The organism is Coriobacteriia bacterium (assembly GCA_041658765.1).
GTDB lineage: Bacteria > Actinomycetota > Coriobacteriia > Anaerosomatales > JBAZZO01 > JBAZZO01.
On record JBAZZO010000010.1, the window covers coordinates 53,980 to 80,228 of the forward strand.

Genomic DNA, 26,249 nt, shown 5'->3' on the forward strand with positions numbered 1-26,249 from the left:
TCCCTCCTCACGCGGGCGACGAAGCCCGCTCGGTCACAACTGGAAATCGGGGTCGAACAACTCGGAGACGCTCTCGTCCGCGAACACGTTCTGTATCGCGTGAGCGAACAACGGCGCCACGCTCAGCACTCGGATCTTGTCGTGCAGCCGCGCCTCCGGAACGGGGAGCGTGTTCGTGACGACGATCTCGACGATGTCCGAGCCTTCGATCCGCTCGTACGCGGGAGGCGAGAAGAGCCCGTGCGTCGCGCAGACGTAGACGTCCTTGGCGCCCTGCTTCGCGAGGACCTTCGCGCCCTCGATGACGGACCCCGCCGTGTCGATCATGTCGTCGATCATGATGCACGTCCGGCCCTCGACCTCACCGATCACGTGCGTGATCTCCGCCACGTTGTGCTCCGGACGACCCTTGTGAAGGATGGCGAGGCCCCCGCCGAGCATGTCGGCGAACTTCTTGGCGACCTTCACGCGTCCGACATCCGGCGACACGACCGTGACATCCTCGAGTTCGTGGCTGTCGAAGTAGTCGGCGAGGATCGGCAGAGCGGTGAGGTGGTTCACGGGGAGATTGAAGAAGCCCTGGATCTGGCCCTGGTGAAGGTCCATGGTGATGACGCGGTCGGTGCCCGCCGTCGTGAGCAGGTCCGCGACGAGTTTCGCGGTGATGGGCTCGCGAGCCGCCGTCTTCTTGTCCTGGCGCGCGTAAGCGTAGTGGCTGATCACGGCCGTGATGGACCTCGCGCTCGCCCGCTTCGCGGCGTCGATCATGATGAGGATCTCCATGATGCTCGCGTTGACCTGTCCGCACATCGACTGGACGATGAAGACGTCGGCGCCGCGCACGCTCTCGAGGTAGCGGACGTAGATCTCGCCGTTGGCGAAGCGCTTGATCTTGATGTTGCCCAGTTCGACGCCGAGATGGCTCGCGATACCCTCCGCGAGCTCGGGGTTGTGCGAGCCCGCGAAGACCAGCATCCGCTTGCCGGCTTGACTCATCACTGCGCGCTCTCCTCGCTGTCGTCCCCTCGGCCGGCCCGCTTCGCGGCCCACCCCTGTACCGTGCGCTGTTCGCTCCGTTCCACCGCGAGGGACCCCGGCGGCACGTCTCGCGTGATCGCGCTGCCTGCGGCCGTTGTCGCTCCCTCGCCCACGGTCACCGGCGCCACGAGCATCGTGTCGGAGCCGATGAAGGCGCCGTCGCCGATGACCGTGGGGTGCTTCTCGCGTCCGTCGTAGTTGCACGTGATCGTGCCGGCTCCGACGTTCACGTCCGCGCCGATGGTCGCATCTCCAATATAGGACAAGTGAGGCACCTTGGAGCCTTCACCGACGGTGGAGTTCTTGATCTCCACACATGCGCCGGCCTTCGCGCCGTCGGCAAGGACGGTGCCTTGCCGCAGGTAAGCCACGGGACCCACGCTCGCACCGGCACCGACCCGGGCACCTACCAGCACGGACGAGTCCACGACAGCGCCGGGCCCTACATGAGCGTCGGTCAGGCGCGCGTTCGGCCCGATCGTCGCCGCGTCACCGACCACGGTGGATCCCATCAGGAACGACATGGGCTCGATGACGACGTCGCGCCCGATACGCACCGATGGCGCGATCCACACCAGGTCGGGAGCGGTCATCGTGACGCCGGCGAGCATGTGCGACTCGTTGACCCAGCGCTGGAGCGTCCGCGCCGCATCGGCGAGCTGGACACGGCTATTGACGCCCATCGCCTCGAGGGGCTCGTCGGTCTCGACGGCGATCACCTTCATGCCCTCAGAGCGGAACAGGGCGATCATGTCGGTCAAGTACAGCTCCCCTTGCGCGTTGTCGTCCGAGATCCGATGCAGGTGCGCGAAGAGAGCGGCTGCGTCGAAGCAGTACGTTCCCGTGCTGACCTCGCCTATCGCTTCCTGACCCGGCGCGAGGTCCTTCTGCTCGACGATCGCCTCGAGGTCCCCCCCGTCGTCGCGGACGATGCGGCCGTATCCGGCGGTGTTCTCCGGTCGCGAGGTGAGCACGACAGCAGCGGCCGATGTCGAGCGCTGGGTCTCGACGAGCCGACCGATCGTCTGAGGTCGCATCAGCGGCGTGTCGCCGGACAGCACGACGAGCGGCCCGTCCAACCCGGCGAGGGAGTCCTCGGCACACATCACGGCGTGCCCCGTGCCCAACTGCCGGTCCTGGCGGACGAAGCGTCCTCCTGGTAGCAGCGATTCGACGATCTCGGCCCCGTGTCCGGTGACGACGATGATGGGGTCGCATCCGGCTTGTCGAGCGCCATCGACGGCGAGCTCGATGAGCGGGACTCCGAGGATGCGGTGCGCGACCTTCGGGAGGTCCGATCGCATGCGGGTCCCCTCGCCGGCCGCGAGTATGAGTGCTGCCGCGCCCAACTGCGCTCCTATGCGGTAGGAGGACTGCCGCCTCCGGGGGCCGACCTGGCTGGGGCGGTAGGATTCGAACCTACGGATGGAGGATCCAAAGTCCTCTGCCTTGCCGCTTGGCTACGCCCCATCGACACGCGTCGCGACCGGCACGAACGCCGACCGTGACCGCGCGAAGTATAGCATACGGAAAGCGCGCCGCCCTCTCGGTCGGAGCGTCACGGCGAAGCTGGACGGGAGCCGGACTTCAGGACGGAGCGGGAGCCGCGTCCGCGGCGGCACTGAACGCCTCGACTCCGCCGTCCGCCTCGAACTGCGAGAGCACCGCCTGTTGGATCGCGGCGCGCGCGTCCGTGTTGATCGGATGGCACACGTCGCGGAACTCGCCGCTCGGCAGCTTGCGCGAGGGCATCGCGACGAAGAGCCCCTTGTCTCCGTTCACCACCCGCAGGTCGTGTATCACGAACTCGTCATCAATGACGATGCTCGCGATCGCGCAGACCTTGTTCATGGCGACGGGGCGCAGCGTGACCTTCGTGATGTCCATGGATCCCCCCGAAGAACAGAGCTCCGGCGCGCCCGGCGAACGCGTCGATCCTCTCCGCTCATCATCATCTTTCGACGCCCGCGGGTCAAACACCTTCCCCCGCAGCGTAAGACATCGCTAGACGAACCGATCGGCGGCGGTGCCCAGCATCCTTTCGGCGAGCACGACGTCGGCCGGCTTGTCGACATCCATGCCGAGCGCCGCCCGGTGCGTCACGATCGCGGCGCCGGTGCCTCCGAGCAGCTGACCGAGCTTCTTCTCGACCATCGCCGGGTCGAGACGACCCGTTGCGAGCTTGAAGAAGAACCGGACGCCGAGCACCTTCGCCATGGCGGCGGGGCTCTTGCGCGTGTCGAACATCCGCTGGCCGATCCCGCGGATCGCCGGGACGAGAGACGGGTTGACGAGCATCATGTTCCCGCCGGTGACCCTGCCCGTCGACAGCTTGACGAATGTGCGCTCGCCGCCCGGGAAGGCGGCGACCATGTCCTGCTCGGGGATGAGCGGATATGTGAAGTCCGCCCCGGTCGCAAGAGAGGCTCGCACGAAGTCGTCGACGTCTTCCCCCCGCAGGAGCGGAAGATCCCCGGTCACGACCAACACCGGCCGGTCCACGCGGAACGCGACGATGCCCGCGACGACGTTGTCCATGAAGGAGCGGTCGGAGACAACGACCTTGTCGACCTTGTCCGCCCAGCCGCCGAGGTCCTCCGCGGTGGGAACGACGACCGCGAGACCCTCCACCATCTCCGCTTCACGCATGGCGTCGACGACCCATTCGACCATCGGTCGACCGGCGACATTGACGAGTCCCTTGAAGCGGCATCCAGGGTCGATGACCGCGCCGTCGCCACCGGCGAGCACGATCGCGTCGACCCTCACTCGCCGCCCCCGTCCCCGTCACCGGTCACGACGGCACCGAGGGGGCTCGTACGAGTGACCCACGCTCTCCACCCGCGCACGGTGGCCCGATCGGCCACGGCTTTGGCGGCATCCTCGCTCTCGGCGATAGCGAAGACGCAGCTTCCCGACCCCGCCATCGCCGCCCCCAGAACGCCCGGCGAGCTGCCGAGCATGCCGAGAGCATCCGCGATGCTGGGAAGCAGTCCGCAGCTGGCGGCGGATAGGTCGTTGCGCAGGCGCGAGCCGATGAGCGCGAGATCGCCGGCCTGCAGCGCCTCGACCATCCCCGTGGCTTCTGTCACCTGTGAAGGCGCGACGTCCAACGCGGCGTAGACGGCCGCGGTCGAGACGGGCTCGCCGACGTCCACGACGACGATGTCGGCCTCGGGCGTCGGCATGCGGGCGACGAGTTCGTCCCCGCGAGACTTGTACAGCCCGGTGCCTCCGGTCAGGAAGAAGGGCACGTCGGCGCCGAGACGGGCCGCGACTGCCCGTACGACGGCGGAATGCGGGTCCACCTCCCAGAGGCTGCACAGTCCCAGGATCACCGCGGCGGCATCGGAACTCCCGCCGCCGAGGCCCCCGCCCACGGGAAGGCGCTTGACCACTCGCAGTGCGACGGCGAGCGGGCGCTCCAGACTCGAAGACAGCGCCACCGCCGCCGCGCACGCGAGATTGCGTTCGGGGAATACGGCGATCTCGGGCTCGCACACGAAGCTGAAGCCCGCTGCGGGAGTGACGGTGACCGTGTCGTGGAGCGAGAGCGCTGTGAGCACGGTGGACACGTCGTGGAAGCCGTCGTCGCGACGGCGGCCCACGGACAAGAAGAGGTTGACTTTGGCGGGCGCGGCGAGCTTCAAGCCCATCCCGGTCATCGGATCAGTTGAGCCAGGGGAAGACGCTCTCGCCGCTGTCCGGGTGCGTAAGCTCGACCGTGCCTGTGAGGATGTCCACGTAGCTGTACGACACGCGGGCGGTGCGCTCGCGCTTCTCCTCGACTTTGACCACGAATAGACTCGGGTGCGTCTGCTCGAGCACGCCCTCGCGCTCTACGATCTTGGACCGCCCCATGTTCGCCTTCAGGCGCATGCGGGCGCCCATCAACGACTGGAGGTCGCTTCGGATACGTCCGACGACCTCCGCCTGCTGTATAGCGTCCATGAACCCCTCCTCACAATAGAGGGATTATACACGACAGGGCCCTCGCCCTCAACCGAGAAGACCCGCGGTATGCAGCGCCTCCCCGAGCGCGACGAACTCCTCGACCTCGAGGGTCTCGGCGCGGCGCGCGGGCTCGATCCCGGCCGACTCGATAGCCGTGTCGACCGCCGCGACCGGGATTCCGAGCGAGGCGGCGACGCTGTTGCCGAGCCGCTTGCGGCGCTGGGCGAACCCCGCTGTGGCGGCCCGCGCGGCGCGGCCGAGGACCTCCGCCGGCTCGGGACGGGTCGCGCGCTCGAGCCGTAGGACAGCCGAATCGACCCTCGGCGGCGGCAGGAAGCACGTCCTCGCGACCGCGAACCTGCCGCTCGCCCGCGCGAGCAACCGCAACTTGACCGTGTACGCCCCGTATTCCTTCGTGCCGGGGACCGCGCACATCCGATCCGCCACCTCCGACTGGACCATCACCGTCGCGGTGCGCAGCCCTGGCAGACACTCCAAGAAGCGCAAGACGACAGTCGCGGCGACGGCATACGGAAGGTTCGCCACGAGGGCGGTGGGTGGTCCGAGCGCAGTGACGAGCCTATCGGGATCGACCGAGACCGCGTCAGCGTGCACGATCTCGAGGCCCGGACACCCCTCGGTCGTCCTCCGAAGGACGGGGATGAGCCGATCGTCGCGCTCGACGGCGACCACGGCGCCCGCATGGGAGCACAGGGGTATCGTCAGCGTCCCGATGCCCGGCCCGACCTCGAGGACGACGTCGGAGAGCGAGAGACCGGCGAGAGTCAGGATGCGCCCTATGACGTTGTCGTCGACGAGAAGGTGCTGCCCGTAGGCCTTCCGCGTGAACAGCCCGTTCTCGCGGAGCACGGCGATGGCGGCCGAAGGAGAGGCCAGGGGCGAGTGCGCCACAGGGAACCCTAGGGGAGTACGACGATGGTGACCGAACGCCGCCCCCAGGCGAGGGCCTCGCGGACCGTGTCGAAGCAGACGTCGATGCGATTCCCGCGGATGGCGGAGCCGGTGTCGGCCGCGACAGCGTACCCGTAGCCGGGGATGTACACGCGGGTCCCGAGAGGGATGACGTCGGGGTCGACCGCGACGATACCGTACCCGGCATGCGCTCCGGTCGCGGTGTGGTTGCCCGCTCCGCCGCCGGGTGCGTACGCAGTCGAATCGACGCGCAACCGCGTACCGCCCGACGGGGCCGCGGCGGCGGAGACGCGCGCGGGGACCCTGCTGGCGACCTGACGGCTGACAACGCGCTTCGTGCCCACGGCGACGACCTCGTCTATCGGCGCCTCGACGACGCGCTGCGCGCGAAGCCTGAGAGCGCCCTGACGGCCGTCGACCACGAGAGCCTGGAAGATTCGCAGCACCCTGCCCGCCACCCCGCGCACGACGACGCGGCGCGTGCCGATCGCGAGCTCGGGATCGTCGACCTTCACCGTCTTGAACGGCACGACCGCGGAGTGTTCGATGACGCGAAGGAAGACGTCGGTCGCCGTGATCGTCATGCCCGAGACGAGACGGGCGTCGATAGCGGGAGAGACGTGCAGGCCGCTGCCCGGGTCGAGCCCTGCGGCGACGAGCGCGTCGGCGACGGTCGTCCCGATCACCCTCAACGAGAAGCGCTTTCCCGCGGCCTCGAGGCGCACGGGCACGGCGTGGCGGACCACGACCTTCATCCCGTCGCGAAGACGCGTGGCGGGCACAGGGGAGACGATGTCGCCCTCGCGTGCGCGGACGCCGGTCTGCGAGAGCAGACCGGCCACGTCGCTTGCCTGGGTCTTGTGATAGGCCGCACGCCCGTCGACGACGAGCGTGACGCCCTTGTTGGCCCAAACGAATCCGGTGATGCAGAGTATGGCGACTGCTACGACGAAGGCTGCTGCTATGGCGTAATGGGTCTTCTGGAATCGTGCCGGGCCACCCGGCAGTCGTCCCATACGGCCCTTTCGTCCGCCCGATGTCACATGGAAATCCGTCACGCGCGTGCACGCCGGTGCGTTGCGACGGCCCCCCTCATGCGGGGTCGATTCTACCGCAACCCGTCGACGGCCCACAAACGAGCAGGTCGCCACGGAACGGTCACGCGGGCTCTCAGCCTGCGTCCCCCGAGAGTCGCGCGGCGGCCTCCTTCACGAGCGTCGCGCCCGTCTCGCGAGCTCGCGCCAGACCTTCAGGATGCCGTCCGAGGTCCGACGGGGAGTCGACGGGCTCGACCTCGACAGGCGGGAGGCAGTCGACGCCGAGCACGGCGAAGACGCTCTTCGTCGTGAGCTTCGCGGCCTCGAAACCGTACGGGTCGCCTCCGCCTCGCACCAGCAGCATCGCGCCCGGCCGCCGCCGGGGCGCGGGCTCGAGCAGGACATGCCGGCGCGCCCAGTAGGGCTGGCAGCGGTCGTAGATCGTCTTGAGCACGGCGGGCACCGTGGCGAAGTAGACCGGGCTGCCGACGACGATCGCGTCGGCGGCGTCGAGAAGCCGGTAGACTTCCCGCATCCCGTCTCTCACCACACACTCGCCGGTGAGCGAGCACGCGTTGCAGCCCCGGCATGGCAGGACGCCTGTCTGGCTCGCGACGACCTTCACGATCTCGCCGCCCACCTCCGCTGCGCTCGACAGGCACGCGTCGAGAAGCTGTTCGCTGTTGCCGTGACGGCGCGGGCTGCCGGCGATCCCGAGGACGACCGGGACACGCGGGGTCACGGCTTCGACTCCGGCGCGAGGGCGAACAGACGCCGGGCGTTCGCTAGCACGGCGCGAGCGAGATCCTCGGGATCTTCGCCGCGGACCTCGGCGAGACGGGCCGTCGTGAGAGCGACGTTCGCCGGCTCGTTCGGACGGCCTCTGAACGGGACGGGGGCGAGGAACGGGCAGTCCGTCTCGGCCAGCAGCTTCTCGATCGGCACCACGGCCGCGGCCTCGCGCACGCGATCGGCCTTGGCGAACGTGACTGGACCGGCGAACGACACGTGACAGCCGAGTTCGAGGAAACGCAGCGCGAGCTCCGGCCCTTCGGTGAAGCAGTGGATGACGCAACCGGCGGGAGGGACACCGACCTCCGAGAGGATCCGCAGCCCCTCCTCGTGGGCCTCGCGCAGGTGCACCACGATGGGGCGGGAGGCGCGGCGCGCGGCGACGAGATGATCGGCGAACATCGCCCGCTGCGCGTCCCGAGGCGAGTGGTCGTAGTGGAAATCGAGCCCGGCCTCGCCGACCGCGACGATGCGCCGGTCGGCGGCGAGAAGCTCGTCGAGACGGGCCGCGACGTCAGCGTCGTGCTTGCTCGCATCGTGGGGATGCACGCCGGCGACGATGCGCACCTCGGGTACCGAGAGGTCCTTCCGGCCGGCGTCGCGAAGGATGCGCGCCGCGTCCTCCCGCCAGCCGTCGAGCCCGCGCAGCGTGCGTTCGGGCTGCTCGGTGATGTCGACGACCGAGAGGACGAGCTCGAGACCCGCCAGCGCGGCCGCCGCCAGCGCGGCCGCGGGATCGTCGAGCATGTCGAGATGCGCGTGCGTGTCGGCAAGCGGGCCGATGCGCGGCAGGACTACCTGCTGTGGGACCATCCCGCTCACGCCTCGACGATGCGAGGGAAGAGCGATTCGCCCTTCGTGACGCGCAGTCCGGCGGGAAGACCGCCCCAAGCGGCCGCCGAGTCGAGGTCGCGCACGGCGGTCACGTCCGAGAGACCGAGCCGGCGCCACACCTCGGCGCTCGCGGAGGGCATGACCGGTTCGGTGAAGAGCGCGGCGATACGCACCGCTTCGAGAGCGTGCGCGAGCACCGCGCGAAGCCGAGGAAGGGTCTCCTCCTCCTTGGCGAGGTTCCACGGCGCACAGTCCTCGATGTAACGGTTGGTCCGCTTCACCAGGTCCCAGACCGCTTCGAGCGCACCGGCATAGTCGAGGTCCTCCATCGCCGCGCCGTAGCGCCCGGGCAGAGCCGCCGCGATCGCGACGAGTTCCTCGTCGTCGCCGGTCTCCGGCGTCGCCGGCTCGGGAGTCACGCCGTCGAGGTACTTCTCGGTCATGTTGAGCAACCGGGAGACGAGGTTTCCCCAGTCGTTGGCGAGATCGCCGTTGTAGCGCTGGACCATCCCCTCCATCGAGATCGAGCCGTCCGAGCCGAACTGCACGTCGCGAAGGAAGTAGTAGCGGTACGCGTCCACACCGAACCTCTCGACGAGGTCCGCGGGCGCCATGACGTTGCCCTTGCTCTTGCTCATCTTCTCGCCTTTTGCGAGGAGGAACCCGTGCGCGAATACCCGCTCGGGCAGCGGCAGGTCGGCGGCCATGAGCATCGCCGGCCATATCACGCAGTGGAAGCGGATGATGTCCTTCCCGACGAAGTGGACCTGCGCCGGCCAGCGACGCTCGAACGTCTCGGCCGCTTCCGGATCGCCGTAGCCGATCGCGGTGATGTAGTTGAGGAGTGCGTCGAACCAGACGTACATCACATGGTCCGGGTCGAACGGCAGCGGGATGCCCCAGGCGAACGCCGTGCGGGAGATCGACAGGTCCTTGAGCCCGCCGCGGACGAAGGAGACCACCTCGTTGCGGCGCGTCTCGGGCCGGACGAAGCCGGGATGCGACTCGTAGTGTTCGAGAAGGCGGTCCTCGTACGCGGAGAGGCGGAAGAACCAGTTGTCCTCCCGAACGAGCTGCACCTCGCGGCCGCAGTCGGGGCAGCGACCGTCTACGAGCTGCTCCTCCGTGAAGAACGTCTCGTCGGGGACGCAGTACCAGCCCTCGTAGTGACCGCGGTAGATGTCTCCCCGCTCGTGGAGCGCCGAGAGGAAGGCGCCGGCCCCGCGTTCGTGACGATGCTCCGTCGTGCGGATGAAGTCGTCGTTGCTGACGCCGAGGAGCTCCCACGTCTCGAGGAAGCTGGGCGCGATCGAGTCGCACCACTCCTGCGGGGTCATGCCGTGCTCCTCCGCGGCCTGCGCGACCTTCTGGCCGTGTTCGTCGAGACCGGTGAGGAAGCACACGTCGTCACCGAGGAGGCGACGGTAGCGCGCGAGCGCGTCGGCCGCCACGGTCGTGTACGCGGTACCCAGGTGCGGAACGGAGTTCACGTAGTATATCGGGGTGGTGATGTAGAAACTGCGGGCTGTCATCGCGTTACAAGGCCCCTTAGATGGGCAATCATGGAAATGACGGAGTACGGCACATACGATGGCACGGGTGGACCGGCGTGCACGCCCTATCGTCGGTCACGCGCATCGGGCACGTCAATCGAAAGGCGGTCGCGATGAGCGACACTGGCATCGTGCGTCGCGTGGACGACCTCGGCAGGATAGTGATCCCCATGGAGCTTCGCCGCACCCTCGGGATCAAGGTGAAGGATCCCATGGCGATCTTCGTCGAGGGCGAGCGGATCATCCTCACGAAGCACCACGACGCGTGCGTGATCTGCGGACGACAGGACGACGTCGCGAGCGTCAAGGGCCGTCCCGTGTGCGCGGAGTGCGTGCGCGAGATCAAGAACGGCTAGGGCGACGCTTCACGCCCTGTCCCGCGAGGTGACGATCGCGTAGAGCGCGTTCCGGCGCACCCCTCTCTCCTTCGCGACCGCGCGCACGGCCTCGGAACGGGACGTGCCGCCCGATACGAGCGCGTCCACCGCCGCGAGCAACGCCTCTTCTTCGAGCGGTTCGGCCGGTGCATCCCGCGAGGGCGGACCGACCAGAAGGACCACCTCGCCCTTCAACTCGCATCCGGCATACCGCTGGGCGAGATCCGCGACGTCGCCCCTCTCGACCTCCTCGAAGAGCTTGGTCAGCTCGCGCGCGAGCGCGGCGCGGCGGCCCGGCATGACCTGGGCCATGACGGCGAGTGAGGCGGCCGCCCGCCGAGGTGATTCGTAGAAGACCAGCGTCGCATCGAGCCCCCCTACCGCTTCGAGCGCCTTTCGGATCTCCCCGCGCTTGCGCGGGAGGAAGCCACCGAAATAGAAGGCGTGCGTCGGCAGGCCCGAGGCGACGAGCGCCGTGAGGATGGCCGAGGGGCCGGGGAGGACCTCGACCGGCAGCCCCGCCTCGAGACATGCGTCGACCAGGTGGGCGCCGGGGTCCGACACGCCTGGAGTCCCCGCATCGGAGACCAGAGCGACACGCTGTCCGGCCTCGACGCGCGCGACCACCTCCGGCGTCCTGCGGACCAGGTTGCGCGCGTGGTAGGGCTCGAGACGCGTGGTGATCCCGTGGCGCGCGAGCAGGCGGCGTGTCACCCGCGTGTCCTCGGCCTCGATGACGTCGGCGTCCCTGAGCGCGTCCAGCACGCGCAGCGTGACGTCGCCCAGGTTCCCGATGGGCGTCGCGCAGACGACGAGGAGACCGTCGCCCACGGGCGCTACCCTGCCGCGGCGGGCTGCTCGACGGCGGACACGAGGGCCTCCCGCCCCGTGAGCCGCCTGAAGAAGACCGTCCACGCGGCCGAGACGTACGTCCCGTAGACCGCCGAGAGCAGGAGCATGACGGCGATGAGGATGGCGCAGAGGACCGCGACCACCATCCAGGCGCTGGCGATGACGGCTACGACGACAGGGACGGCCAGTATGGCCGCGACGACCCCGACGGCGAGACCGAAAGCCATGCCCGTGACGAGCATCGTGAGCCACATGAGCACCACGTCCTTGAAGCGATGGCGCACGTCCCGCCATGCGGCTCCGAGCGCGTGTCCGACGGTCAGTCCGCCCAGGACCCCGTAGCGCAGGGCGAGCGGCTCCACGAGACCGATGAGGAACGCGAGCGCGGTGAACGCCACGACCGAGAGGGCCAGGACGCCGCAACCGCCGGCGAGAAGAGCGCCGGCGGCGGCCCTCGCTATGTCGCCGCTGCTCGAGAAGCCCGCGGCCGCGGCCCCCGCGATCGCGACGGCCACCACGGCGCCGACGACCAGCGCGAGGATGATGATCGGCAGCGCGACGACGAACTCGATGAGGAAGACTCGGCCCCACTTCGAGAAGCCCGCGTCCCACCCCGCGAGCGCGCGGACCGGACGGCCCTCCTCGGCTTCCTCTACGAGATGGACGAGCCCGCCTCTGGCCGCGACCCCGAGGATCCACAACACGAGCGAAAGGACGAGGAACGCGACGGCCACTCCGACGAGCAGCGCGACGTTGTCGCGGACGAACGCCTGGGCGCGCAAGGCGGCCGCCGAGCTTCCGGAGAAGTCCTCTTTCCCGAATCGGTATCCGGAGTTCCCTCCTCCGCCACCCATGCCCGACGCGCCGACGAAGACCCCGAAGATCCACAGCACCTTGTAGCGCCAGGTCACCCCGATCGCGCGCTTGACGATGTCGACGTAGTCCACGGGTCTCCTCCTGTCGAGTGTCGGTTCAGTCCACCGTGACAAGCTCGTACGCGCGCGAACCGAGACCGAGGGCCTCGGCGTGGCGCATGACCACGCTACCATCGACTCCGGAGATACCGGCGAACTTGTCCACACCGGAAGACATGCCCTCGGCGACCGAGCCGGGAAGACCCTCGGCGGCGGTGACGAGATCGTAGGCCGCCTGATCGATCGCGACGATGTCCGTCGCGGCGAGAACGCCGATGTCGGCGACGATGGGCGCGTCGCTGAAGTTCCAGCAGTCGCAGTCGGGAGAGATGTTCGTCACGAAGGTCAGGTAGACGACCTTGCCCTCCTTGCCCAGGAGCGCTCCGGCGGCGTGTTCGGCGACCTTCTCCTGAAGGGCGGACGCATCGGTGTGCCACTGCGTCGCGATCGCGCCGTACGGACAGGCGGCCACGCACTCCCCACAGCCGTAGCAGACGGCGAGGTCGACCACCGCTACACGATCGACGATCCCGATCGCGCTCACCGGGCAGGACCGCTCGCACCGGCGGCAGGCTGTGCATTTGTCGGCGGTGACCTCCGGGCGGAAGTCCGCGTGCATGCGCTGCTTCGCCGAACGGCAGCCGAGCCCCATGCCGACGTTCTTCAGCGCCCCGCCGAAACCGGCCGCCTCGTGTCCCTTGAAGTGCGTGACCACGACCATGGCGTCGGCATGGACCGCCGCGGCCCCGATGCGCACGCTCTCGAAATGCTTCCCGCCCTCGATGGGGACGTCGACCGCGTCGCGACCGTCGAGCCCATCGGCGATGACGATCGGCGCCTCGACCGTCGCGAAGGAGAACCCGTTGCGGACCGCGCACGCGATGTGGTCGACGGCGTTGCCGCGCGCGCCCCGGTAGAGCGTGTTCGCGTCGGTGAGGAACGGTCGCCCGCCTGCGGCGCGGACGAGACCGCACACCTCTCGCAGATGGATGGGGTGGACGAAACCGGTGTTGCCGGCTTCCCCGAAGTGCGTCTTCACCGCGACGAGGTCTCCCGTCGCGACGGCGTCGGACAGTCCCGCGCGCTCCAGCAGGACGCCCGCGCGAGTGACGAGCGAGCGCTTCATCCGCGAGCGCATGGGGGCGAAGTAGACGGGTGGGGGCGAACCGCTCACCTGTGCAGCCCTTCCCTGGTGTCGTGCTCGTCGAAAGCGAGGGCCGCCGCGCCGAGCACGCCGGCGTCGTTGCCCAACTCCGCCTGGACGAGGCGCACATCGCGCTTTCCGGCGAGCGCGGAATCGGCCACGACCTGCGCCGCACGCTCGACGAGGAACCCGCACGATTCGCCGATGCCGCCGCCGACGACGATGAGCTGGGGGTTGAGGAGGTTCACGATGCCGACGAGCGCCTCTCCGAGCACGACGCCCGCCTCCATGAGGATGCCCGTCGCGACCTCGTCCCCGGCGAGCGCCGCCTCGATGACGGTCTCGGCGCGCATGCGCTCCGGATCGCCTTCGACCATATCGCGCAGCGTCTGCCCCGCGTAGGACGCCGCGGCCTCGCGGCCCCTCGCGGCTATCGCCGGCCGCCCGAGGTAGGACTCGAGATGCCCGTGGCCGCCGCAGGGACATGGGAGGCCGTCGAGGCGGACGACCATGTGACCGATCTCGCCCCCGAGCCCACGCGAACCGCGATACGGCTCGCCGTCGACGAAGAGACACCCGCCGACGCCGGTGCCGAGCGTGATCATCACGAAGTCGCGCGCGCCCTTGGCGGCGCCGAACCGTGACTCGCCGATCGCAGCCGTGTGACCATCGTTGTCCAGGGTCACGAGGTGCTTGACCCGCGACATCACGAGAGAGCGGACATCGACGCCGGACAGCGGCAGGTTCGTGCAGAACTCCACGGACTGGCGCAAGAAGTCGATCTGCGCGGGGAGACCGACTCCGATCCCCGCGACCTCGCTGCGCTGCACGCCCGCGAGCACCTCGTCGGTAAGGTCGATCACCGCGTCGATGACGCCGAACGGGCCGGTCTTGGGCGTGAGCCGCTTCGACTCCTTGACGAGCCGCCCCTTGCGCTCGACGAGACCGGCGGCGATCCGAGTCCCACCGACGTCGACCCCGACAGCGTACGAAGTCCGCATCCGCCCCTCCAAGTCGACCGCGCCCGCCCCGGTCGGCCTCAGTAATCCCAGTAGATGCCGCGCTTCTTGAGCAGGCCCATGTCCTGCATCCGACCGACCATCTCGTCCTCGCTCACCCCGAAGAGCCCGGCGAGGTACCGGTAGTCATTGAACCACTTCCGAGCCTGGTCACGCACCAAGAACGCCGGGAGGACCCACTCGTCGGCCATGACGTCCGCATGATGGTGCTCGGGCTGCTCTCTCGGGAAACCCACATCGGGGTCGTCGAGCATGATGAAGACGTGCGCGATCATGTGCCCGAGGGCCTGGCGCTTCGCCTTCTCATCGCGCGCCTCGTTCAAGAGTATGACCGGAAGACCGTCTTCGTAGACGAGCGCACCCTTGAACCAGCCCGGAAGGCGCGCACCCCGGACCGGGACGCCGAGATGCGCGGCGAGGCTCCCGACATCCACCGGAGGCTCCTCGACCCCGGCTTCCCGCAGGGTGCGCTCGACCAGATCGCGATAGTAGGCGTCGCTTCGCAGCGGCACGGGCAGATACCCTTCGTGCGACGGCGCCGCCGTTCGGGCGGCTGCACTTGATATCGGACGTTGCGTCCGGCGGCTGTATTCCCGTTCGGGCGGATGCCGACGCGCGGAGCGTGACGGTGGACACACGACGACGGCGACATGTAAACGTCGCGGCGGCGTTCGCCGATGTAGACGGGTAGACTGTTCGATACCGCACGCGACCGTCGGGAGGTGGCTTGGAGGGTACCGCCCACAACCGTGCCGAGGAGGTCTTGCGCCGGCTCGCGGCCGCCGCGAGCGCGGTCCGCCTCTACCCGCCCGCGAGCGCGCTCCCGCGACAAGCCGTCGAGGGATTCGTGACGGCCGCCCATGCGGCCACCGCCTCCCTCGGCCCGCTGCGCTTCGTCGTCGACCCCGAAGCGATCCGCCTCGAGGACGACCCCGTCGCGACCGGTCAGCCTCAGGTGTCCAACCTGGCCGAATCGCTCTACGCGCTCCAGGTCGGTCAGCTCATCGTGGCGCCCGGCGTCACGTTCGAGGAATCCTCCGCTTTCCTCGCGGTGATCGGGGGCGACACCCGGGATGTCCGAGCCGCGGGAGGCGTCAGGACGGCGCTCGGCGCCGCGGGCGTGACTCACCTCGCCGTGATCGAGGTGTCGCTGAGGGCGGCTACCGAGGAGGGCATCGCAGGCCTCGACCTGACCGCGGCCCGGATCGACGACATCGCCGAACGCGTCGCGGGCGCCGCCGAGCGATGGGCGGCCGGCGCCGCCGAAGGCGCCGCGAACGACGATGTCGCGGCGACGCTCGCCGGTCTCGAGGACGCCGCTCGCGACCTCGCGCAGGCCCGCGTCGCCGAGGCGCTGCTGCGTCTGCCGGAGAGTGTGCGCGTCGCCGTCGTCGAGCAGGCGATGCGCGAGGACTCCGAGGGCGCGCGCATGGATGGCATGCTCGACGTCGTTGCGCGGATGGACCCCTCCACCCTTGCGCGACTGCTCGCCCTCGTCGCCGCCCGTGCAGACAAGGACACCGAGGACGTCGCGTCCGCCCTCACCCTGCCGCCCGAGATCGCGCGGGAGCTCGCGCTCCTGCTCTCTCCCCCTGTGACCGATGAGGAAGCGCGCGGGATCCCGGCCGACCCGGACGTGCTGGGGATGGCTGGAGCCGTCGCCGACCAGGAGGGCGACGCGGAGGAGATCGCGCGTCAGCTCACCGCGGCGTCTCCGAGCTCCGCGGCCTCACGGGCGCTCGTGGCCGCCGTCGAGGTCTGCCGCGCACGACCGGCCGAGGACACCGTCCTCGCGGTCGGCGACGCGATCGCCTCCGCCATGCGCGCCGGCGCGTTCGCGCCCCTGCAGGAGGCGATCGATCTCCTCGACGGGCTCGATGACGACCCCGCTCTCGGGGAGGCCCTCGCCCGCGCACGGACCGCGCTGGCCGACTCGAAGCTGCTGGCCAGCGTCTGTCGTCACGTGCGCGACGCCGACGACGCCCGGCTCGCGGCGGTCGTGTTGCGCGGCGCCGGACAGGTCGGCGCCGAGACCCTCCTCGACTGCCTGCTGGCGTGCGGCACCGCGGCCCGGGAACTGCTGCTCCCGATCGCAGGCCCGCTCACAGAGGGGATCCTGCTCGCGGCCGGACGCCGCATACGCGGTTCGGACCCCACCGGCGCGGCGGTCGTCGCGATCGTCGCCGAACTCGGCGGCAAGCGTGCCGTCCCCGCGCTGACCCAGGCACTGGAGCACGTGGACGCGGCCGTGCGGCGGGCCTCGGTCACGGCGCTGGCCGACCTCGGCACCGCCGAGGCAGCCGCCGCGCTCGCCAAGGCGCTCGGTCACTGGGACCCCGAGACGGCGCGGTTCGCCGCGCGCGAGGTCGGGCGGGTGCGCCTCTCCGCCGCCGTCCCCGCCCTCGTGAGACAGCTCGAGGAGGTCCGGATCTTCTCGCCCAACCACGAGGTCCGCAAGGAGATCATCAAGAGCCTCGAAGCCATCGCGTCCCCGAACGCATTGCCCGCGCTGTGCCGCATCGCGGGCCGGCGGATTGTCCTCGGACGCCAGCGCAAGGAACTGCAGTTCCTCGCGCGACGGGCCGTGGCTGCGATACCCTCAGCATAGGAGCGACACCCCGAGGAGGGAACGACGTGAGCGACGAGCCGCGTGACGACGAGAGCGACCTGGAGAGCCCGGAGGAGATAGCCGATGCCGCGGCCGACTCGCGCCGCGGACCGTTCACGTCCGTGCGCAAGCTCGAGCGAGCGCGCGAACTCGCACGCTCACTCGCGGTAGCGCAGACGAACGCGGGCCTGTACCCGCTCACCCATCCGGCGGTCGGGCAGGCGCTCGAAGACCTCGTCGCGGCCGTGCGTGGCCTCGCCGACCTCGGCTTCGCCGTCGTGACCGTGAACGTCTACAAGAACACGCTCTTCATCGAGGACCACGTGCTGCCCGAGGAAAGCGTCACGTACCGGAAGCTCATAGACGAGCTGCTCGCGCGCGGCATCTCGGCGCTGTCCATCGCGAAGGACTTCGACCCCTCGGACGCCGCGGCGCTGGTCGACCTTCTCGCCGCCGACGTCACAGACGCCGCGAGGGCGCGCGAGTTCCTCGAGGACCGCGGGGTCACGCGGGTCACGGTCGCCGAGAGCACCACCCTCGACGAGACCGCCCGCGAAGCCGAGGGCCGCGAGAACAAGGCGCGCGCTCGCCAGGTCTACGACCAAGGCCTCGAGGCGATGCGCGACATCGAGACCCGGGTGAAGCTCGGCAAGGTCTTCGAGGTCGAACCGCTCCAGAAGGTCGTCTCCTCGCTTCTCGACAGCCTCTTCCGCGATCCGGCGGCGGTCCTCGGGCTGACCGCGATCAAGAGCCACGACGAATACACGCTCAACCACTCGATCAACGTGTGCATCCTGTCGCTCTCGCTCGGCGCGAGCCTGGGACTCGACACGGGGGGGCTGCGTTCGCTGGGGCTCTCGGCGCTCCTCTACGACCTCGGCAAGGTGCGCATCCCCGAGGACATCCTCAACAAGGAAGGCCCTCTCACGGCCGACGAGTGGCAGATCGTGAAGAGCCACGCGACCGAGGGCGCCGACCTGCTCAAGCGCATCCAGCTCGTCGACCAGATGCCGATGGTCGTCGCTTACGAGCATCACCAGCGGCACGACCTCCAAGGCTACCCCCTCCCGAAGGAGCACCAGGAGCAGCACCTGTTCAGCAAGGTGGTCGCGTTGTGCGACGCCTACGACGCGATGACGACGCGCCGCCCGTTCCGACGCGAGATCCGGCCGGACAAGGCGCTCGCCGTGCTCATGCAGGGTCGCGGGAAGGCGTACGACCCTTCGGTGACCAAGGCGCTCGTCGCGATGCTCGGCATCTACCCGATGGGAGCTGTCGTCCGCCTCGAGGACGCATCCACCGGCGTCGTCTTCCGCGTGAACCGCGACGACCTGCTCCGTCCGCGCGTGAAGGTGCTCATCGACGCCGAAGGGCGCTGGCTGGAGGCCCCGGTCGTCATCGACCTGCGCATCGTCGACGCGGCGTCGGGCAGGTTCGAGCGCGAGATCGCCGAGTGCATCCCCGCGGTCGAGGCCGGCATCGGCGACGTCTGGCAGTATCTGTAGATTCGGGTACATACCTCTTGACGACCGGTCGTCGACGAGGAGCCAGCGAATGCATGCACGCCACGCCACGCGCGTCTTCGCGATCGCGACCTTCCTTCTCGCGGCCGTCCTTCTCGCTGGATGCTCCCCGTCGCCCAAACCGCCGCGCACGCCACCGCATCCCGCTCTCGAGGGCAAGCTTTGCGCGGCCTGCCACAAGTTCGCGCACAAGGTCCCCTACACGGGCGCGTGCGGACTCTGCCACGTACTGACTTCGTGGCGGATGATCTCCTACGAGCACACCGTCACCGCGATGGACTCGGGCTTCCACGCGGTCGTGGGGTGCCGCGCGTGCCACACGGAAGGGAAACCGGCACCCTCGCCCGCCTGCGAAGGATGCCACGACAGCTCGCCCCATGGTGGATCCAAGCGGTGCGCGTGGTGTCACATGCCGGTCTCCTGGAGGGTGAACCTACCGACGCCGGCCGGCCACTTCCCGCTCACCGGGAAGCACGTCGGGCTCGGCTGTCTCGCATGTCACCGCACCGGGAACGAGCGGCCCGTCGCGCGCTGCTCCGCCTGTCACGGCACGAAGCACGGAGGTCTCACCGACTGCGCCCGCTGCCACGTGCCGACGGGATTCCTGCCGGCGCGCTTCGAGCACTCGTCGGTCTTCGCGCTCACCGGGCGTCACGCCTCGCTCGCGTGCTCGAGATGCCATGCGGGAAATCTGTACGCCCGGGTCGCCGGACGACGCTGCGTCGACTGCCACGGCAGCAGGCACGGCGGACTCACCGACTGCTCCCGCTGCCACTCCACCAGCGGATTCTCTCCGGCGCGCTTCCGCCACTCCTCGGTCTTCGCGCTCACCGGGAGGCACGCTCGCCTAGCGTGCACCGCCTGCCACCCGCACCGCCGCTATGCGCACGTGTCGGGGACTCACTGCGTCGACTGCCACGGCGTCCGGCACGGAGGCCTCACGCAGTGCGGTTCGTGCCACTCGACGAGCGGGTTCCTCCCGGCACGGTTCAGTCACCCGTCGAGCTTCCCGCTCACCGGCCGTCACGCCGCGCTCGCGTGCACGCGCTGCCACCCGTCGTCGGACTTCTCGCGCGTCGCCGGCACCCGTTGCGTCGACTGCCACGGCGTCCACCACTCGGACCAGCGGAGCTGCGCGCGATGCCACACCACGGCGGGCTTCACGCCGATCGTCTCGAGCTTCCGGCACACCACGAGATTCCCGCTGCTCGGGCGCCATGCGCAGATCACGTGCCGCGCATGCCACACGGGGCTCGTCTTCCCGCGCGCCTCGACGGCGTGCTCGTCGTGCCACACCGCGCCGCACGTCGGGCCGGCCGACTGCGGAAGGTGCCACGCGCCGGCCGCACCCTGGACGACCGCCACGTTCACGCACCCCGCGATGCCGGCCGCCCATGCCGGGCAAGACATCGACGACGCGTGCACGGCCTGCCACACGGGCGGCAACTACACGGTGGTCAGTTGTCTGCGCTGCCACCCGACGTTCGGGTTGTGATAAGAAGGCGTGACACTTGGAACTGTAGTCCGCCTCGCGAGGTAGCCCATGACCGAATCCGTCGCTAAGAAACTCGGCTTCCTCGACCGCTACCTCACGCTGTGGATCTTCCTCGCGATGGCGGTCGGCGTCGGCGCGGGCGCGATGTTCGAGGCGGTCCCGGACTTCATCGGCAGGTTCACGGTGGGGACGACGAACATCCCCATCGCCATCGGCCTGATCGCGATGATGTACCCGGCGCTGGCGAAGGTCCGCTACGAGGAGCTTCCCGACGCGATGCGCGACAAGAAGGCGCTGGGGCTCGCGATGGTGATGAACTGGATCGTGGCGCCGAGCGTGATGTTCCTGCTCGCCGTCACCACGATGCGGGCGTTCCCCGAGTACATGGTCGGGCTCATCATCATCGGCATCGCGCCGTGTATCGCTATGGTGATCGTCTGGAACGGGCTCGCCGGAGGCGACAGGGAGTTCGCGGCGGGACTGGTCGCCGTCAACAGCGTCATGCAGGTGCTGTTCTTCAGCGTCTACGCATGGCTCTTCGTCACCGTGCTGCCGCCGCTGCTGGGTGTGCGCGGCGCCATCGTCGACATCTCGATGGCGAGGATCGCGACGACCGTCGCCATCTACCTGGGCATCCCGTTCGCAGCGGGAGTCGCCTCCCGGTTCGGGCTCATCCGGCTCAAGGGCGTCGAGTGGTACGAGGGCGTGTTCGTGCGCCGCGTGGGGCCGGTCACGCTGGTGGCGCTGCTCTTCACGATCTTCACGATGTTCTCGCTCAAGGGGAAGCTGATCCTGAGCATCCCGCTCGACGTGGTGCGGGTGGCCGCGCCGATGCTCGCCTACTTCGCGATCATGTTCTTCCTGACGTTCTTCGTCGCGAAGGCGATCGGCCTGCGCTACGCGAAGACGACGACGCTGGCCTTCACGGCGGCGTCGAACAACTTCGAGCTCGCCATCGCGGTGTGCGTGGCCGTCTTCGGCATCGACAGCGGGGCGGCGTTCGCGGCCGTCATCGGGCCGCTGGTGGAGGTGCCGGTGCTGATCGGCCTCGTCAACGTCGCGCTGGCGTTCGAGCGGCGGTACTTCGCGGAGGAAAGCGGGGGGTGACGAGAGAAGCCGCCCCGGCGGGACGGCTCCTCCTCGATACCTATGGTGGCCAGAGACGGACTTGAACGGTCGCATCGACTGAGTACGAAACTCTCCCATCAAGGGGGACGTATCTAGACCGCCGCCCTCTGTTCTGGCCACGTTTCGAGGCCAGCAAGCCAGTCACGAAAGACGGCGCACTCAGCCCTGATAGCGTCGAGGCCAATACTCTCGACGGCAAAGCTGCCATGCAATGGCTTCTGATAGTCGCCGATGAGCGCAAGCACCCGTTTCGATGGCGCAGTGTCTGGTGAGTCGTTGATCTCCTCAGGGCTGCCCGCCTGGTTGCGTATCGCCTGGAGTGCCAACACCAGATCAGGACGTCCGATCCCTTCGGCGAAAGCTACACAGTCGCTGAACAGCAGGCCTTCGAACTCATGCATCATCACGTAGGGACGGAACCGGTTGGAGTCATACCGTGGCTCGAGGAGCGCCGCCACATCTGCATGGAGCGCCGCATGGACCGTCATCGCCTTCTGTTCAAAGGGCAAAATGGACGCATTGGCGCGACCAGGCCAGCCATTCTCGCGATTCTGCGGCAAGGCGTAGTAGTCAACCATGGTGGTCGCCAACGCCTCGGGGTCTTCCTTCAGATGACTGAGGATGTCCTTGCGAGCATTTGGCCAACTGCAGATGCCACCCCGCCTGTCACGCTGACGGTGGTTACCGAGGAGGCGAGCACTAACCTTCTCGTAGCCATGCCCGTAAAGGTGGGGCGCAAGGATCTGGTTGATGAAACGCTCTTCCGTCTCGCCCTCAACATGAACGAGTAGACGTGGCACGTCAGACCGCTCCCGGTCGTCCGCCGAACTCGTTCTTCTCCCACAACTGGCCGAGACTGTAGTCCTTCAGCCAGTGCTCAAGCTTTCCGGACTCAAGTCTTCTGAGTTGTGTAGCATCATCGATCAGGTCCGCCACCAGCACGTCCTCGGGCTGGAAGTTGTCTAGCAGCAGCGGGGACTGAGTGGACACGATGACTTGAGTCGTCAGTGAAGCCTGCTTGATGAGGGCTGCGAGCATGGTGATGGCGGATGGATGTAGTCCCAGCTCAGGCTCATCGACCAGGATCACCGACGGCCTGTAGGTTTCCGGTTGGAAGAAGAGCGTGGCCAATGCGATGAAGCGCAGTGTGCCATCGGACAATGACGCTGCACCGAAATACGCATCCGAGTGTCGGTGTCGCCACTCGAGCCGTATCTTCTCCTGGTTTAGACTCTGCGGTTCGAGAGCGAAATCGTCGAAGAACGGAGCGACACGCTGGATCGATCGTCGTATCAGATGATACGACGACTCGTGCTTGAGTCTCAGGAAGTACAAGAACGCGGCCAAGTTAGAGCCGTCAGGACGAAGGAAGCGGTTGTCCTCCACGTCCTGAGTTCTCTTCATCGGTGATGCAGCGCTGGTGTCATGGAAGTGGTACGCACGCCAGCTGTTCAGGTGCGCACGGACGTACTGGGCAACTCGACCACTGTCCCCCGCGCTGATGCCAGCCTCGCCACCGCTCGGATACAGGATGGTCTCGTACGGCCCCCTGTCCGGGTACTTCGCCTTGTTCCAGAAACCGGCTGTCTCAGACGTCGGGAAGAGTTGATCCGCACCACCGGGGGTGAGCACCACAGTGTATTGGTTTACCCCGCTTTGAAAGGACAAATGGAACGCCATCTGTTCGGTGACCTTGGAACCGAAGTACAGAAGTGCATCTGCCCCGCCCGAGCGAACAACGTGCTCCTGCAGCCGTCCCTCGCGCAAGGCGTGCAGGAACGAGAACGCCCCGATGAAGTTCGACTTGCCCGAACCGTTCGGTCCGATTACCACGTTGATGGGTCGCAGGTCAACATCGATCAACGCGATGCTCTTGAAGCCCTTGATGGTTATGGAGTCCAGCTCGGGCACGTCTCTCCCCTTCAGGATATCGCTGCGGTGATGGCGACTGGCGTCTGCCGCTAGACAACACTCTAGCCGTCCATCACCTCCGCGTCTCGAATGCATCGCACGCCACGATAACGAAGAGGCCCAACCAGATTCTTGCCGGTGGCTTACGGGATTCGGCTTCACGACGCGTCTCGCGAGACTCGCGCACCGACCCTGGGTGTCTGTAGCTCGGTTGGTAGAGGGCAAGCAATCGGCGGTCTTGCGGTTGCGAAGCGGAGCCGAAGACGTAGCGGGGACTGAACCCGCAGTTCATCAATACAATCTTCGCGAAATCCCGGCTGCGGTTAAATTCGCCTCGCTGGAGCCGCTGCTTGGCCCGCTATCCGGCCTAGAGGTCAACGGCCTCGATTGGGTAATCGTGGGCGGCGAGTCGGGGCCAGGAGCCCGGCCAATGGACGCGGAGTGGGTACGAAGCGCAAAGGACAAATGCGTGGCGGCCGAGGTGCCATTCTTCTTCAAGCAGTGGGGCGGCCCTCGCCGCACGATGAGAGGACGCGAACTGGACGGCCGAGTCTGGGATGAGAAACCAGCGCAGCTCTAGCTCCTGTCGCCACAATCAAGACCGCCTACTCGGAGCCCGCCTTGCACCTCTTGCGCGCCGCCTCGTAGGCGTTCACCGCGGCTCGCGCGCCCTCCGCGGGCCACGGCTCCCACGCATGCAACACGTAGAACGACAGCGTCTTCTTGCTGTTGACGTCCCTGCGCTTCTTGGCCTGGATGTCCCAGCCCATGATGAAGCGCAGCTCCCGCGCCCGTTTCTTGTAGTCGCCTTGGTTTTCCTCGCGAGCAACGAAGAAGAGCAGGTAGTCGGGCACTTCCTGCCCCTGAAGCGCCTTGAGTAGTTCGCCGATGCGCGTCCAGGGATCGTCATGCCTAATGGCTGCTGCGATAGCTTCACCCTCGGCGTCGTAGTTCGCGAACAGTGCCTTCTTGCCGAGATTGCAGTACTCGCACAGGGGCCAGAGGTTCTCTTCGTCGGTCGGATGCCCGCCCCAGTCCTTCGGAATCTTGTGGTCGATGTGCAGCACCACGCCATGTTCCGTCGGATTCCGCCCGCACATCGCACAGCGCTCGTGATAGTCGTGCAGCACCTTGGCTCGCGTGGCGAGGTCGATCTGGCTACCGGGAGTGAAATCCGGACGGTAGCCAGCAAGGCGATAGACCTCGTCCCTCTTTCCGGGAACACGCTCGCCGCGTACATCGAAGCCGTAATCCGTCTTCAGGGCGCGCCGCCGTCGCTGCGTCTGGGAGTGGCGGACGCCGTACTCCCGGGCGACGAACTCGTCGATCTCTGCCTGAGTTGGCGGATCGTCTCGCCGCTCGTACAAGTAGCCGTAGATGACCCGCGACTCGCGGCTGTTGACGAGTTTCTTGAGCTCCTCGCTGTCCGGCTTGGGGAGTTCCGGTTCCATTCGGCGCAATCCTCGCTGTTGTCCGCCTTCTGAGAGCATGACAGCACCGCGAGACCGACGCCAACAAGAGGCTACACTCAAAGCATGGACAAGATCAGCTCGAAACGCCGCAGCTGGAACATGAGCCGGATTCGTGCGGGGAACACGCGAATCGAGATTCTTCTGCGCCAAGCACTCTGGGCCGACGGCATGCGCGGCTACCGGCTTCACCCGAAGAACGTGACGGGAAAGCCTGATCTCACGTACGGCCGGTGGAAGGTCGCTGTTTTCGTCGACGGGTGCTTCTGGCATGCGTGTGCGGAGTGCTATCGGGAGCCGAGCACCAATCGCGACTACTGGCTGCCGAAAATCGAGCGGAACCGCCAGCGCGATCGTGAAGTCACAGAGAAACTCGCGGAAAAAGGCTGGGCGGTCGTGCGCCTGTGGGAGCACCAGGTCGAGAAGGACATCGGGCCCTGCGTGAGGCGGATAGAACAGGCACTGGCCTCAGCGGGCCGGAGTACGCATTAGACCTCGTTCTTGAGCGCCTCGCGTATCTTCAGAGCCACAGCCTTCGCAACCGGCGGGGGGAAGGCATTGCCTACCTGACGGTAGGCAGCCGTCTTGCCACCCACGAACTCCCACTTCTCGGGGAAGCCCTGAAGAACAGCGGCCATCGGGACGGTTAGCCGCGGCATCCCGATAAAGCCGGGCATCGGAGCAGCATTCGCTAGGCCGAGGCCGTCGACGCCGAGCTCAGCCCACTGCCGCTTCGCCCTTGTCGGCCCGAGATCCGGCCCGCCATGCTTCTTCGACCCGCCAACGAGGGTGGGAGCAATGCGATCTGCCTTCTTGGCCCATTCCGCAGCGCCTTCCCATCCGTTGGCTGCCATCAGGAGCAGAAGCTTCTTCCCGACTGTCAGCGCATTTCCGTTCGGCGTGATGGGCTCCGGCCACGAGAACAGCGGAAAGAGATCCTTCTTGAGAGCTACACAAACGACGCGTGGTCTCAACTGCGGCACGCCGAACTCTGACGCATTGAGAAGCCGCCACTCGCTCTTGTAGCCCATACGGCGAAATCGAGCATCGATATGCCGCCGGTAGTCCTCAAAGCTGCCGTCGAGAAGACCCCGGACATTCTCGAGCATCACCGCACGTGGACTAAGCTCTTTGACCAGGTTAAGCGCCACCGGGAACATGTCCCGCTCATCTTCACGGCCCCTCTTGTGTCCGGCCACACTGAATGGCGGGCACGGAACACCACCGGCGAGCAGATCCACTTGGCCTGTATAGGCGGACGCATGCTTCTCGAGGAAGACCCTCAAATCCTCCTCAAATACGCTCCACTTCGGGCGGTTCCGTTGAAGGGTCGCACATGCGAAGGTGTCGTTGTCGACCAGTGCGATGTGGCGGAAACCTGCCTGCTCAAGCCCGATAGCCTGGCCACCGCCGCCCGCGCAAATCTCAACCGAAGTTAGTTTCTTTGGCACTCTGCACTCCCGTTTGGTCCGGCGCTTCCGATTATAGGGGCTCGCACCGTCATGGCTGCACATCGGCGGGGCGTCTACACCACCCACCTTATCCTGGGTTCCGCAGCTAACTCCCGCGAATAGTCCGCGTTTGATGGGTCTAAGCTGCGAAGACGAGCGATCATGCGCAGAAACGGCGTGTATCTAGGCGTCCGTATTCCCGCTGGTCAGAAGCTTG

The 26,249-nt window shown here is 67.6% G+C and carries 26 protein-coding genes, 1 tRNA gene and 1 pseudogene; 7 read left to right on the forward strand and 21 right to left on the reverse strand.

Annotation, left to right across the window (positions count from 1 at the left end; all coding sequences use genetic code 11):
- Positions 1 to 33: 33 nt before the first annotated feature.
- From WC971_07240 to metG, 12 genes are all read right to left on the reverse strand, one after another.
- Entirely contained in the window at positions 34 to 996 is a 963-nt protein-coding gene (locus tag WC971_07240) for a ribose-phosphate pyrophosphokinase (GenBank protein MFA5844608.1), read from the reverse strand.
- Entirely contained in the window at positions 996 to 2,387 is a 1,392-nt protein-coding gene (gene glmU, locus WC971_07245; GenBank protein MFA5844609.1) for a bifunctional UDP-N-acetylglucosamine diphosphorylase/glucosamine-1-phosphate N-acetyltransferase GlmU, read from the reverse strand. Before glmU ends, WC971_07240 begins: the two co-directional genes overlap by 1 nt.
- A 46-nt stretch (positions 2,388 to 2,433) precedes the next feature.
- A tRNA-Gln gene (locus WC971_07250) sits at positions 2,434 to 2,508 on the reverse strand.
- 117 nt (positions 2,509 to 2,625) lie between these two features.
- Positions 2,626 to 2,925: a septation regulator SpoVG gene (gene spoVG, locus WC971_07255; protein MFA5844610.1), complete on the reverse strand. Its 300-nt coding sequence runs from the start codon at positions 2,923 to 2,925 to the stop codon at positions 2,626 to 2,628.
- A gap of 117 nt (positions 2,926 to 3,042) precedes the next feature.
- Positions 3,043 to 3,807: a nucleotidyltransferase family protein gene (locus tag WC971_07260; protein ID MFA5844611.1), complete on the reverse strand. Its 765-nt coding sequence runs from the start codon at positions 3,805 to 3,807 to the stop codon at positions 3,043 to 3,045.
- Positions 3,804 to 4,703 (reverse strand): 4-(cytidine 5'-diphospho)-2-C-methyl-D-erythritol kinase, encoded by a 900-nt coding sequence (ispE, locus tag WC971_07265; GenBank protein MFA5844612.1) that lies wholly within the window; start codon positions 4,701 to 4,703, stop codon positions 3,804 to 3,806. Before ispE ends, WC971_07260 begins: the two co-directional genes overlap by 4 nt.
- A 4-nt stretch (positions 4,704 to 4,707) precedes the next feature.
- Positions 4,708 to 4,989, reverse strand: coding sequence for a Veg family protein (locus tag WC971_07270; GenBank protein MFA5844613.1), 282 nt, complete (start codon positions 4,987 to 4,989; stop codon positions 4,708 to 4,710).
- A 48-nt stretch (positions 4,990 to 5,037) separates the two neighbouring features.
- On the reverse strand, positions 5,038 to 5,904 hold the full coding sequence (gene rsmA, locus WC971_07275) for a 16S rRNA (adenine(1518)-N(6)/adenine(1519)-N(6))-dimethyltransferase RsmA (protein MFA5844614.1): 867 nt from the start codon (positions 5,902 to 5,904) through the stop codon (positions 5,038 to 5,040).
- Between the two features lie 8 nt (positions 5,905 to 5,912).
- Positions 5,913 to 6,941 (reverse strand): 3D domain-containing protein, encoded by a 1,029-nt coding sequence (locus WC971_07280; GenBank protein MFA5844615.1) that lies wholly within the window; start codon positions 6,939 to 6,941, stop codon positions 5,913 to 5,915.
- A gap of 154 nt (positions 6,942 to 7,095) precedes the next feature.
- Positions 7,096 to 7,704 (reverse strand): flavodoxin family protein, encoded by a 609-nt coding sequence (locus WC971_07285; protein ID MFA5844616.1) that lies wholly within the window; start codon positions 7,702 to 7,704, stop codon positions 7,096 to 7,098.
- On the reverse strand, positions 7,701 to 8,567 hold the full coding sequence (locus tag WC971_07290; GenBank protein ID MFA5844617.1) for a TatD family hydrolase: 867 nt from the start codon (positions 8,565 to 8,567) through the stop codon (positions 7,701 to 7,703). Before WC971_07290 ends, WC971_07285 begins: the two co-directional genes overlap by 4 nt.
- Positions 8,568 to 8,572: 5 nt before the next feature.
- Positions 8,573 to 10,120 carry a methionine--tRNA ligase gene (gene metG / locus WC971_07295; GenBank protein ID MFA5844618.1) on the reverse strand — a complete coding sequence of 516 codons (1,548 nt, stop codon included), beginning with the start codon at positions 10,118 to 10,120 and terminating at the stop codon, positions 8,573 to 8,575.
- 134 nt (positions 10,121 to 10,254) lie between these two features.
- Between metG and WC971_07300 the strand changes: the two genes are divergently transcribed.
- The gene (locus WC971_07300; GenBank protein ID MFA5844619.1) at positions 10,255 to 10,497 is read left to right on the forward strand and encodes an AbrB/MazE/SpoVT family DNA-binding domain-containing protein; all 243 of its coding nucleotides are present in this window, start codon (positions 10,255 to 10,257) and stop codon (positions 10,495 to 10,497) included.
- Positions 10,498 to 10,506: 9 nt separating this feature from the next.
- On the opposite strand, the gene rsmI is transcribed toward WC971_07300, so the two are convergent.
- Genes rsmI through WC971_07325 form a run of 5 tightly spaced genes read right to left on the reverse strand, consistent with a single transcriptional unit; the run spans position 10,507 to position 14,959 of the window.
- A complete protein-coding gene (rsmI, locus tag WC971_07305; protein ID MFA5844620.1) occupies positions 10,507 to 11,349 on the reverse strand; it encodes a 16S rRNA (cytidine(1402)-2'-O)-methyltransferase in 843 nt (280 codons plus the stop codon).
- A gap of 5 nt (positions 11,350 to 11,354) precedes the next feature.
- On the reverse strand, positions 11,355 to 12,317 hold the full coding sequence (locus WC971_07310) for a hypothetical protein (GenBank protein MFA5844621.1): 963 nt from the start codon (positions 12,315 to 12,317) through the stop codon (positions 11,355 to 11,357).
- Between the two features lie 25 nt (positions 12,318 to 12,342).
- Positions 12,343 to 13,458 (reverse strand): DUF362 domain-containing protein, encoded by a 1,116-nt coding sequence (locus WC971_07315; GenBank protein ID MFA5844622.1) that lies wholly within the window; start codon positions 13,456 to 13,458, stop codon positions 12,343 to 12,345.
- The gene (locus tag WC971_07320) at positions 13,455 to 14,429 is read right to left on the reverse strand and encodes an ROK family protein (protein MFA5844623.1); all 975 of its coding nucleotides are present in this window, start codon (positions 14,427 to 14,429) and stop codon (positions 13,455 to 13,457) included. Before WC971_07320 ends, WC971_07315 begins: the two co-directional genes overlap by 4 nt.
- A gap of 38 nt (positions 14,430 to 14,467) precedes the next feature.
- The gene (locus WC971_07325; GenBank protein ID MFA5844624.1) at positions 14,468 to 14,959 is read right to left on the reverse strand and encodes an ImmA/IrrE family metallo-endopeptidase; all 492 of its coding nucleotides are present in this window, start codon (positions 14,957 to 14,959) and stop codon (positions 14,468 to 14,470) included.
- Between the two features lie 215 nt (positions 14,960 to 15,174).
- On the opposite strand from WC971_07325, the gene WC971_07330 reads away from it, so the two are divergent.
- From WC971_07330 to arsB, 4 genes are read left to right on the forward strand one after another with little or no spacing between them, the layout of a single operon-like run.
- Positions 15,175 to 17,055: a HEAT repeat domain-containing protein gene (locus WC971_07330; GenBank protein ID MFA5844625.1), complete on the forward strand. Its 1,881-nt coding sequence runs from the start codon at positions 15,175 to 15,177 to the stop codon at positions 17,053 to 17,055.
- A 26-nt stretch (positions 17,056 to 17,081) separates the two neighbouring features.
- Positions 17,082 to 18,560 carry an HD domain-containing phosphohydrolase gene (locus WC971_07335; protein MFA5844626.1) on the forward strand — a complete coding sequence of 493 codons (1,479 nt, stop codon included), beginning with the start codon at positions 17,082 to 17,084 and terminating at the stop codon, positions 18,558 to 18,560.
- 49 nt (positions 18,561 to 18,609) lie between these two features.
- On the forward strand, positions 18,610 to 20,073 hold the full coding sequence (locus tag WC971_07340; GenBank protein ID MFA5844627.1) for a hypothetical protein: 1,464 nt from the start codon (positions 18,610 to 18,612) through the stop codon (positions 20,071 to 20,073).
- 48 nt (positions 20,074 to 20,121) lie between these two features.
- A complete protein-coding gene (gene arsB / locus WC971_07345; protein ID MFA5844628.1) occupies positions 20,122 to 21,180 on the forward strand; it encodes an ACR3 family arsenite efflux transporter in 1,059 nt (352 codons plus the stop codon).
- 113 nt (positions 21,181 to 21,293) lie between these two features.
- On the opposite strand, the gene WC971_07350 is transcribed toward arsB, so the two are convergent.
- Positions 21,294 to 22,001, reverse strand: a complete 708-nt coding sequence (locus WC971_07350) for a DUF4276 family protein (protein ID MFA5844629.1) — start codon at positions 21,999 to 22,001, stop codon at positions 21,294 to 21,296.
- A gap of 1 nt (position 22,002) precedes the next feature.
- Positions 22,003 to 23,112: an AAA family ATPase gene (locus tag WC971_07355; GenBank protein MFA5844630.1), complete on the reverse strand. Its 1,110-nt coding sequence runs from the start codon at positions 23,110 to 23,112 to the stop codon at positions 22,003 to 22,005.
- Positions 23,113 to 23,410: 298 nt separating this feature from the next.
- Between WC971_07355 and WC971_07360 the strand changes: the two are divergent.
- Positions 23,411 to 23,692 (forward strand): annotated as a pseudogene (locus tag WC971_07360) (DUF5131 family protein).
- A gap of 25 nt (positions 23,693 to 23,717) precedes the next feature.
- Here WC971_07360 and WC971_07365 read toward each other — a convergent pair.
- A complete protein-coding gene (locus tag WC971_07365; GenBank protein ID MFA5844631.1) occupies positions 23,718 to 24,563 on the reverse strand; it encodes an HNH endonuclease signature motif containing protein in 846 nt (281 codons plus the stop codon).
- Positions 24,564 to 24,647: 84 nt separating this feature from the next.
- On the opposite strand from WC971_07365, the gene WC971_07370 reads away from it, so the two are divergent.
- Positions 24,648 to 25,073 (forward strand): very short patch repair endonuclease, encoded by a 426-nt coding sequence (locus WC971_07370; protein ID MFA5844632.1) that lies wholly within the window; start codon positions 24,648 to 24,650, stop codon positions 25,071 to 25,073.
- Here WC971_07370 and WC971_07375 read toward each other — a convergent pair.
- Positions 25,070 to 26,032 (reverse strand): DNA cytosine methyltransferase, encoded by a 963-nt coding sequence (locus tag WC971_07375; protein ID MFA5844633.1) that lies wholly within the window; start codon positions 26,030 to 26,032, stop codon positions 25,070 to 25,072. The two genes, WC971_07370 and WC971_07375, sit on opposite strands and share 4 nt — an antisense overlap.
- Between the last annotated feature and the right edge of the window lie 217 nt (positions 26,033 to 26,249).

Excerpts from the sequence above, each read along its gene's own strand:
- WC971_07240 (MFA5844608.1), bottom strand. The coding sequence starts at position 996 with ATGAGTCAAGCCGGCAAGCGGATGCTGGTCTTCGCGGGCTCGCACAAC.
- spoVG (MFA5844610.1), bottom strand. The coding sequence starts at position 2,925 with ATGGACATCACGAAGGTCACGCTGCGCCCCGTCGCCATGAACAAGGTC.
- ispE (MFA5844612.1), bottom strand. The coding sequence starts at position 4,703 with ATGACCGGGATGGGCTTGAAGCTCGCCGCGCCCGCCAAAGTCAACCTC.
- WC971_07270 (MFA5844613.1), bottom strand. The coding sequence starts at position 4,989 with ATGGACGCTATACAGCAGGCGGAGGTCGTCGGACGTATCCGAAGCGAC.
- WC971_07280 (MFA5844615.1), bottom strand. The coding sequence starts at position 6,941 with ATGGGACGACTGCCGGGTGGCCCGGCACGATTCCAGAAGACCCATTAC.
- WC971_07290 (MFA5844617.1), bottom strand. The coding sequence starts at position 8,567 with ATGGTCCCACAGCAGGTAGTCCTGCCGCGCATCGGCCCGCTTGCCGAC.
- metG (MFA5844618.1), bottom strand. The coding sequence starts at position 10,120 with ATGACAGCCCGCAGTTTCTACATCACCACCCCGATATACTACGTGAAC.
- WC971_07300 (MFA5844619.1), top strand. The coding sequence starts at position 10,255 with ATGAGCGACACTGGCATCGTGCGTCGCGTGGACGACCTCGGCAGGATA.
- WC971_07320 (MFA5844623.1), bottom strand. The coding sequence starts at position 14,429 with ATGCGGACTTCGTACGCTGTCGGGGTCGACGTCGGTGGGACTCGGATC.
- WC971_07340 (MFA5844627.1), top strand. The coding sequence starts at position 18,610 with ATGCATGCACGCCACGCCACGCGCGTCTTCGCGATCGCGACCTTCCTT.
- arsB (MFA5844628.1), top strand. The coding sequence starts at position 20,122 with ATGACCGAATCCGTCGCTAAGAAACTCGGCTTCCTCGACCGCTACCTC.
- WC971_07365 (MFA5844631.1), bottom strand. The coding sequence starts at position 24,563 with ATGGAACCGGAACTCCCCAAGCCGGACAGCGAGGAGCTCAAGAAACTC.
- WC971_07370 (MFA5844632.1), top strand. The coding sequence starts at position 24,648 with ATGGACAAGATCAGCTCGAAACGCCGCAGCTGGAACATGAGCCGGATT.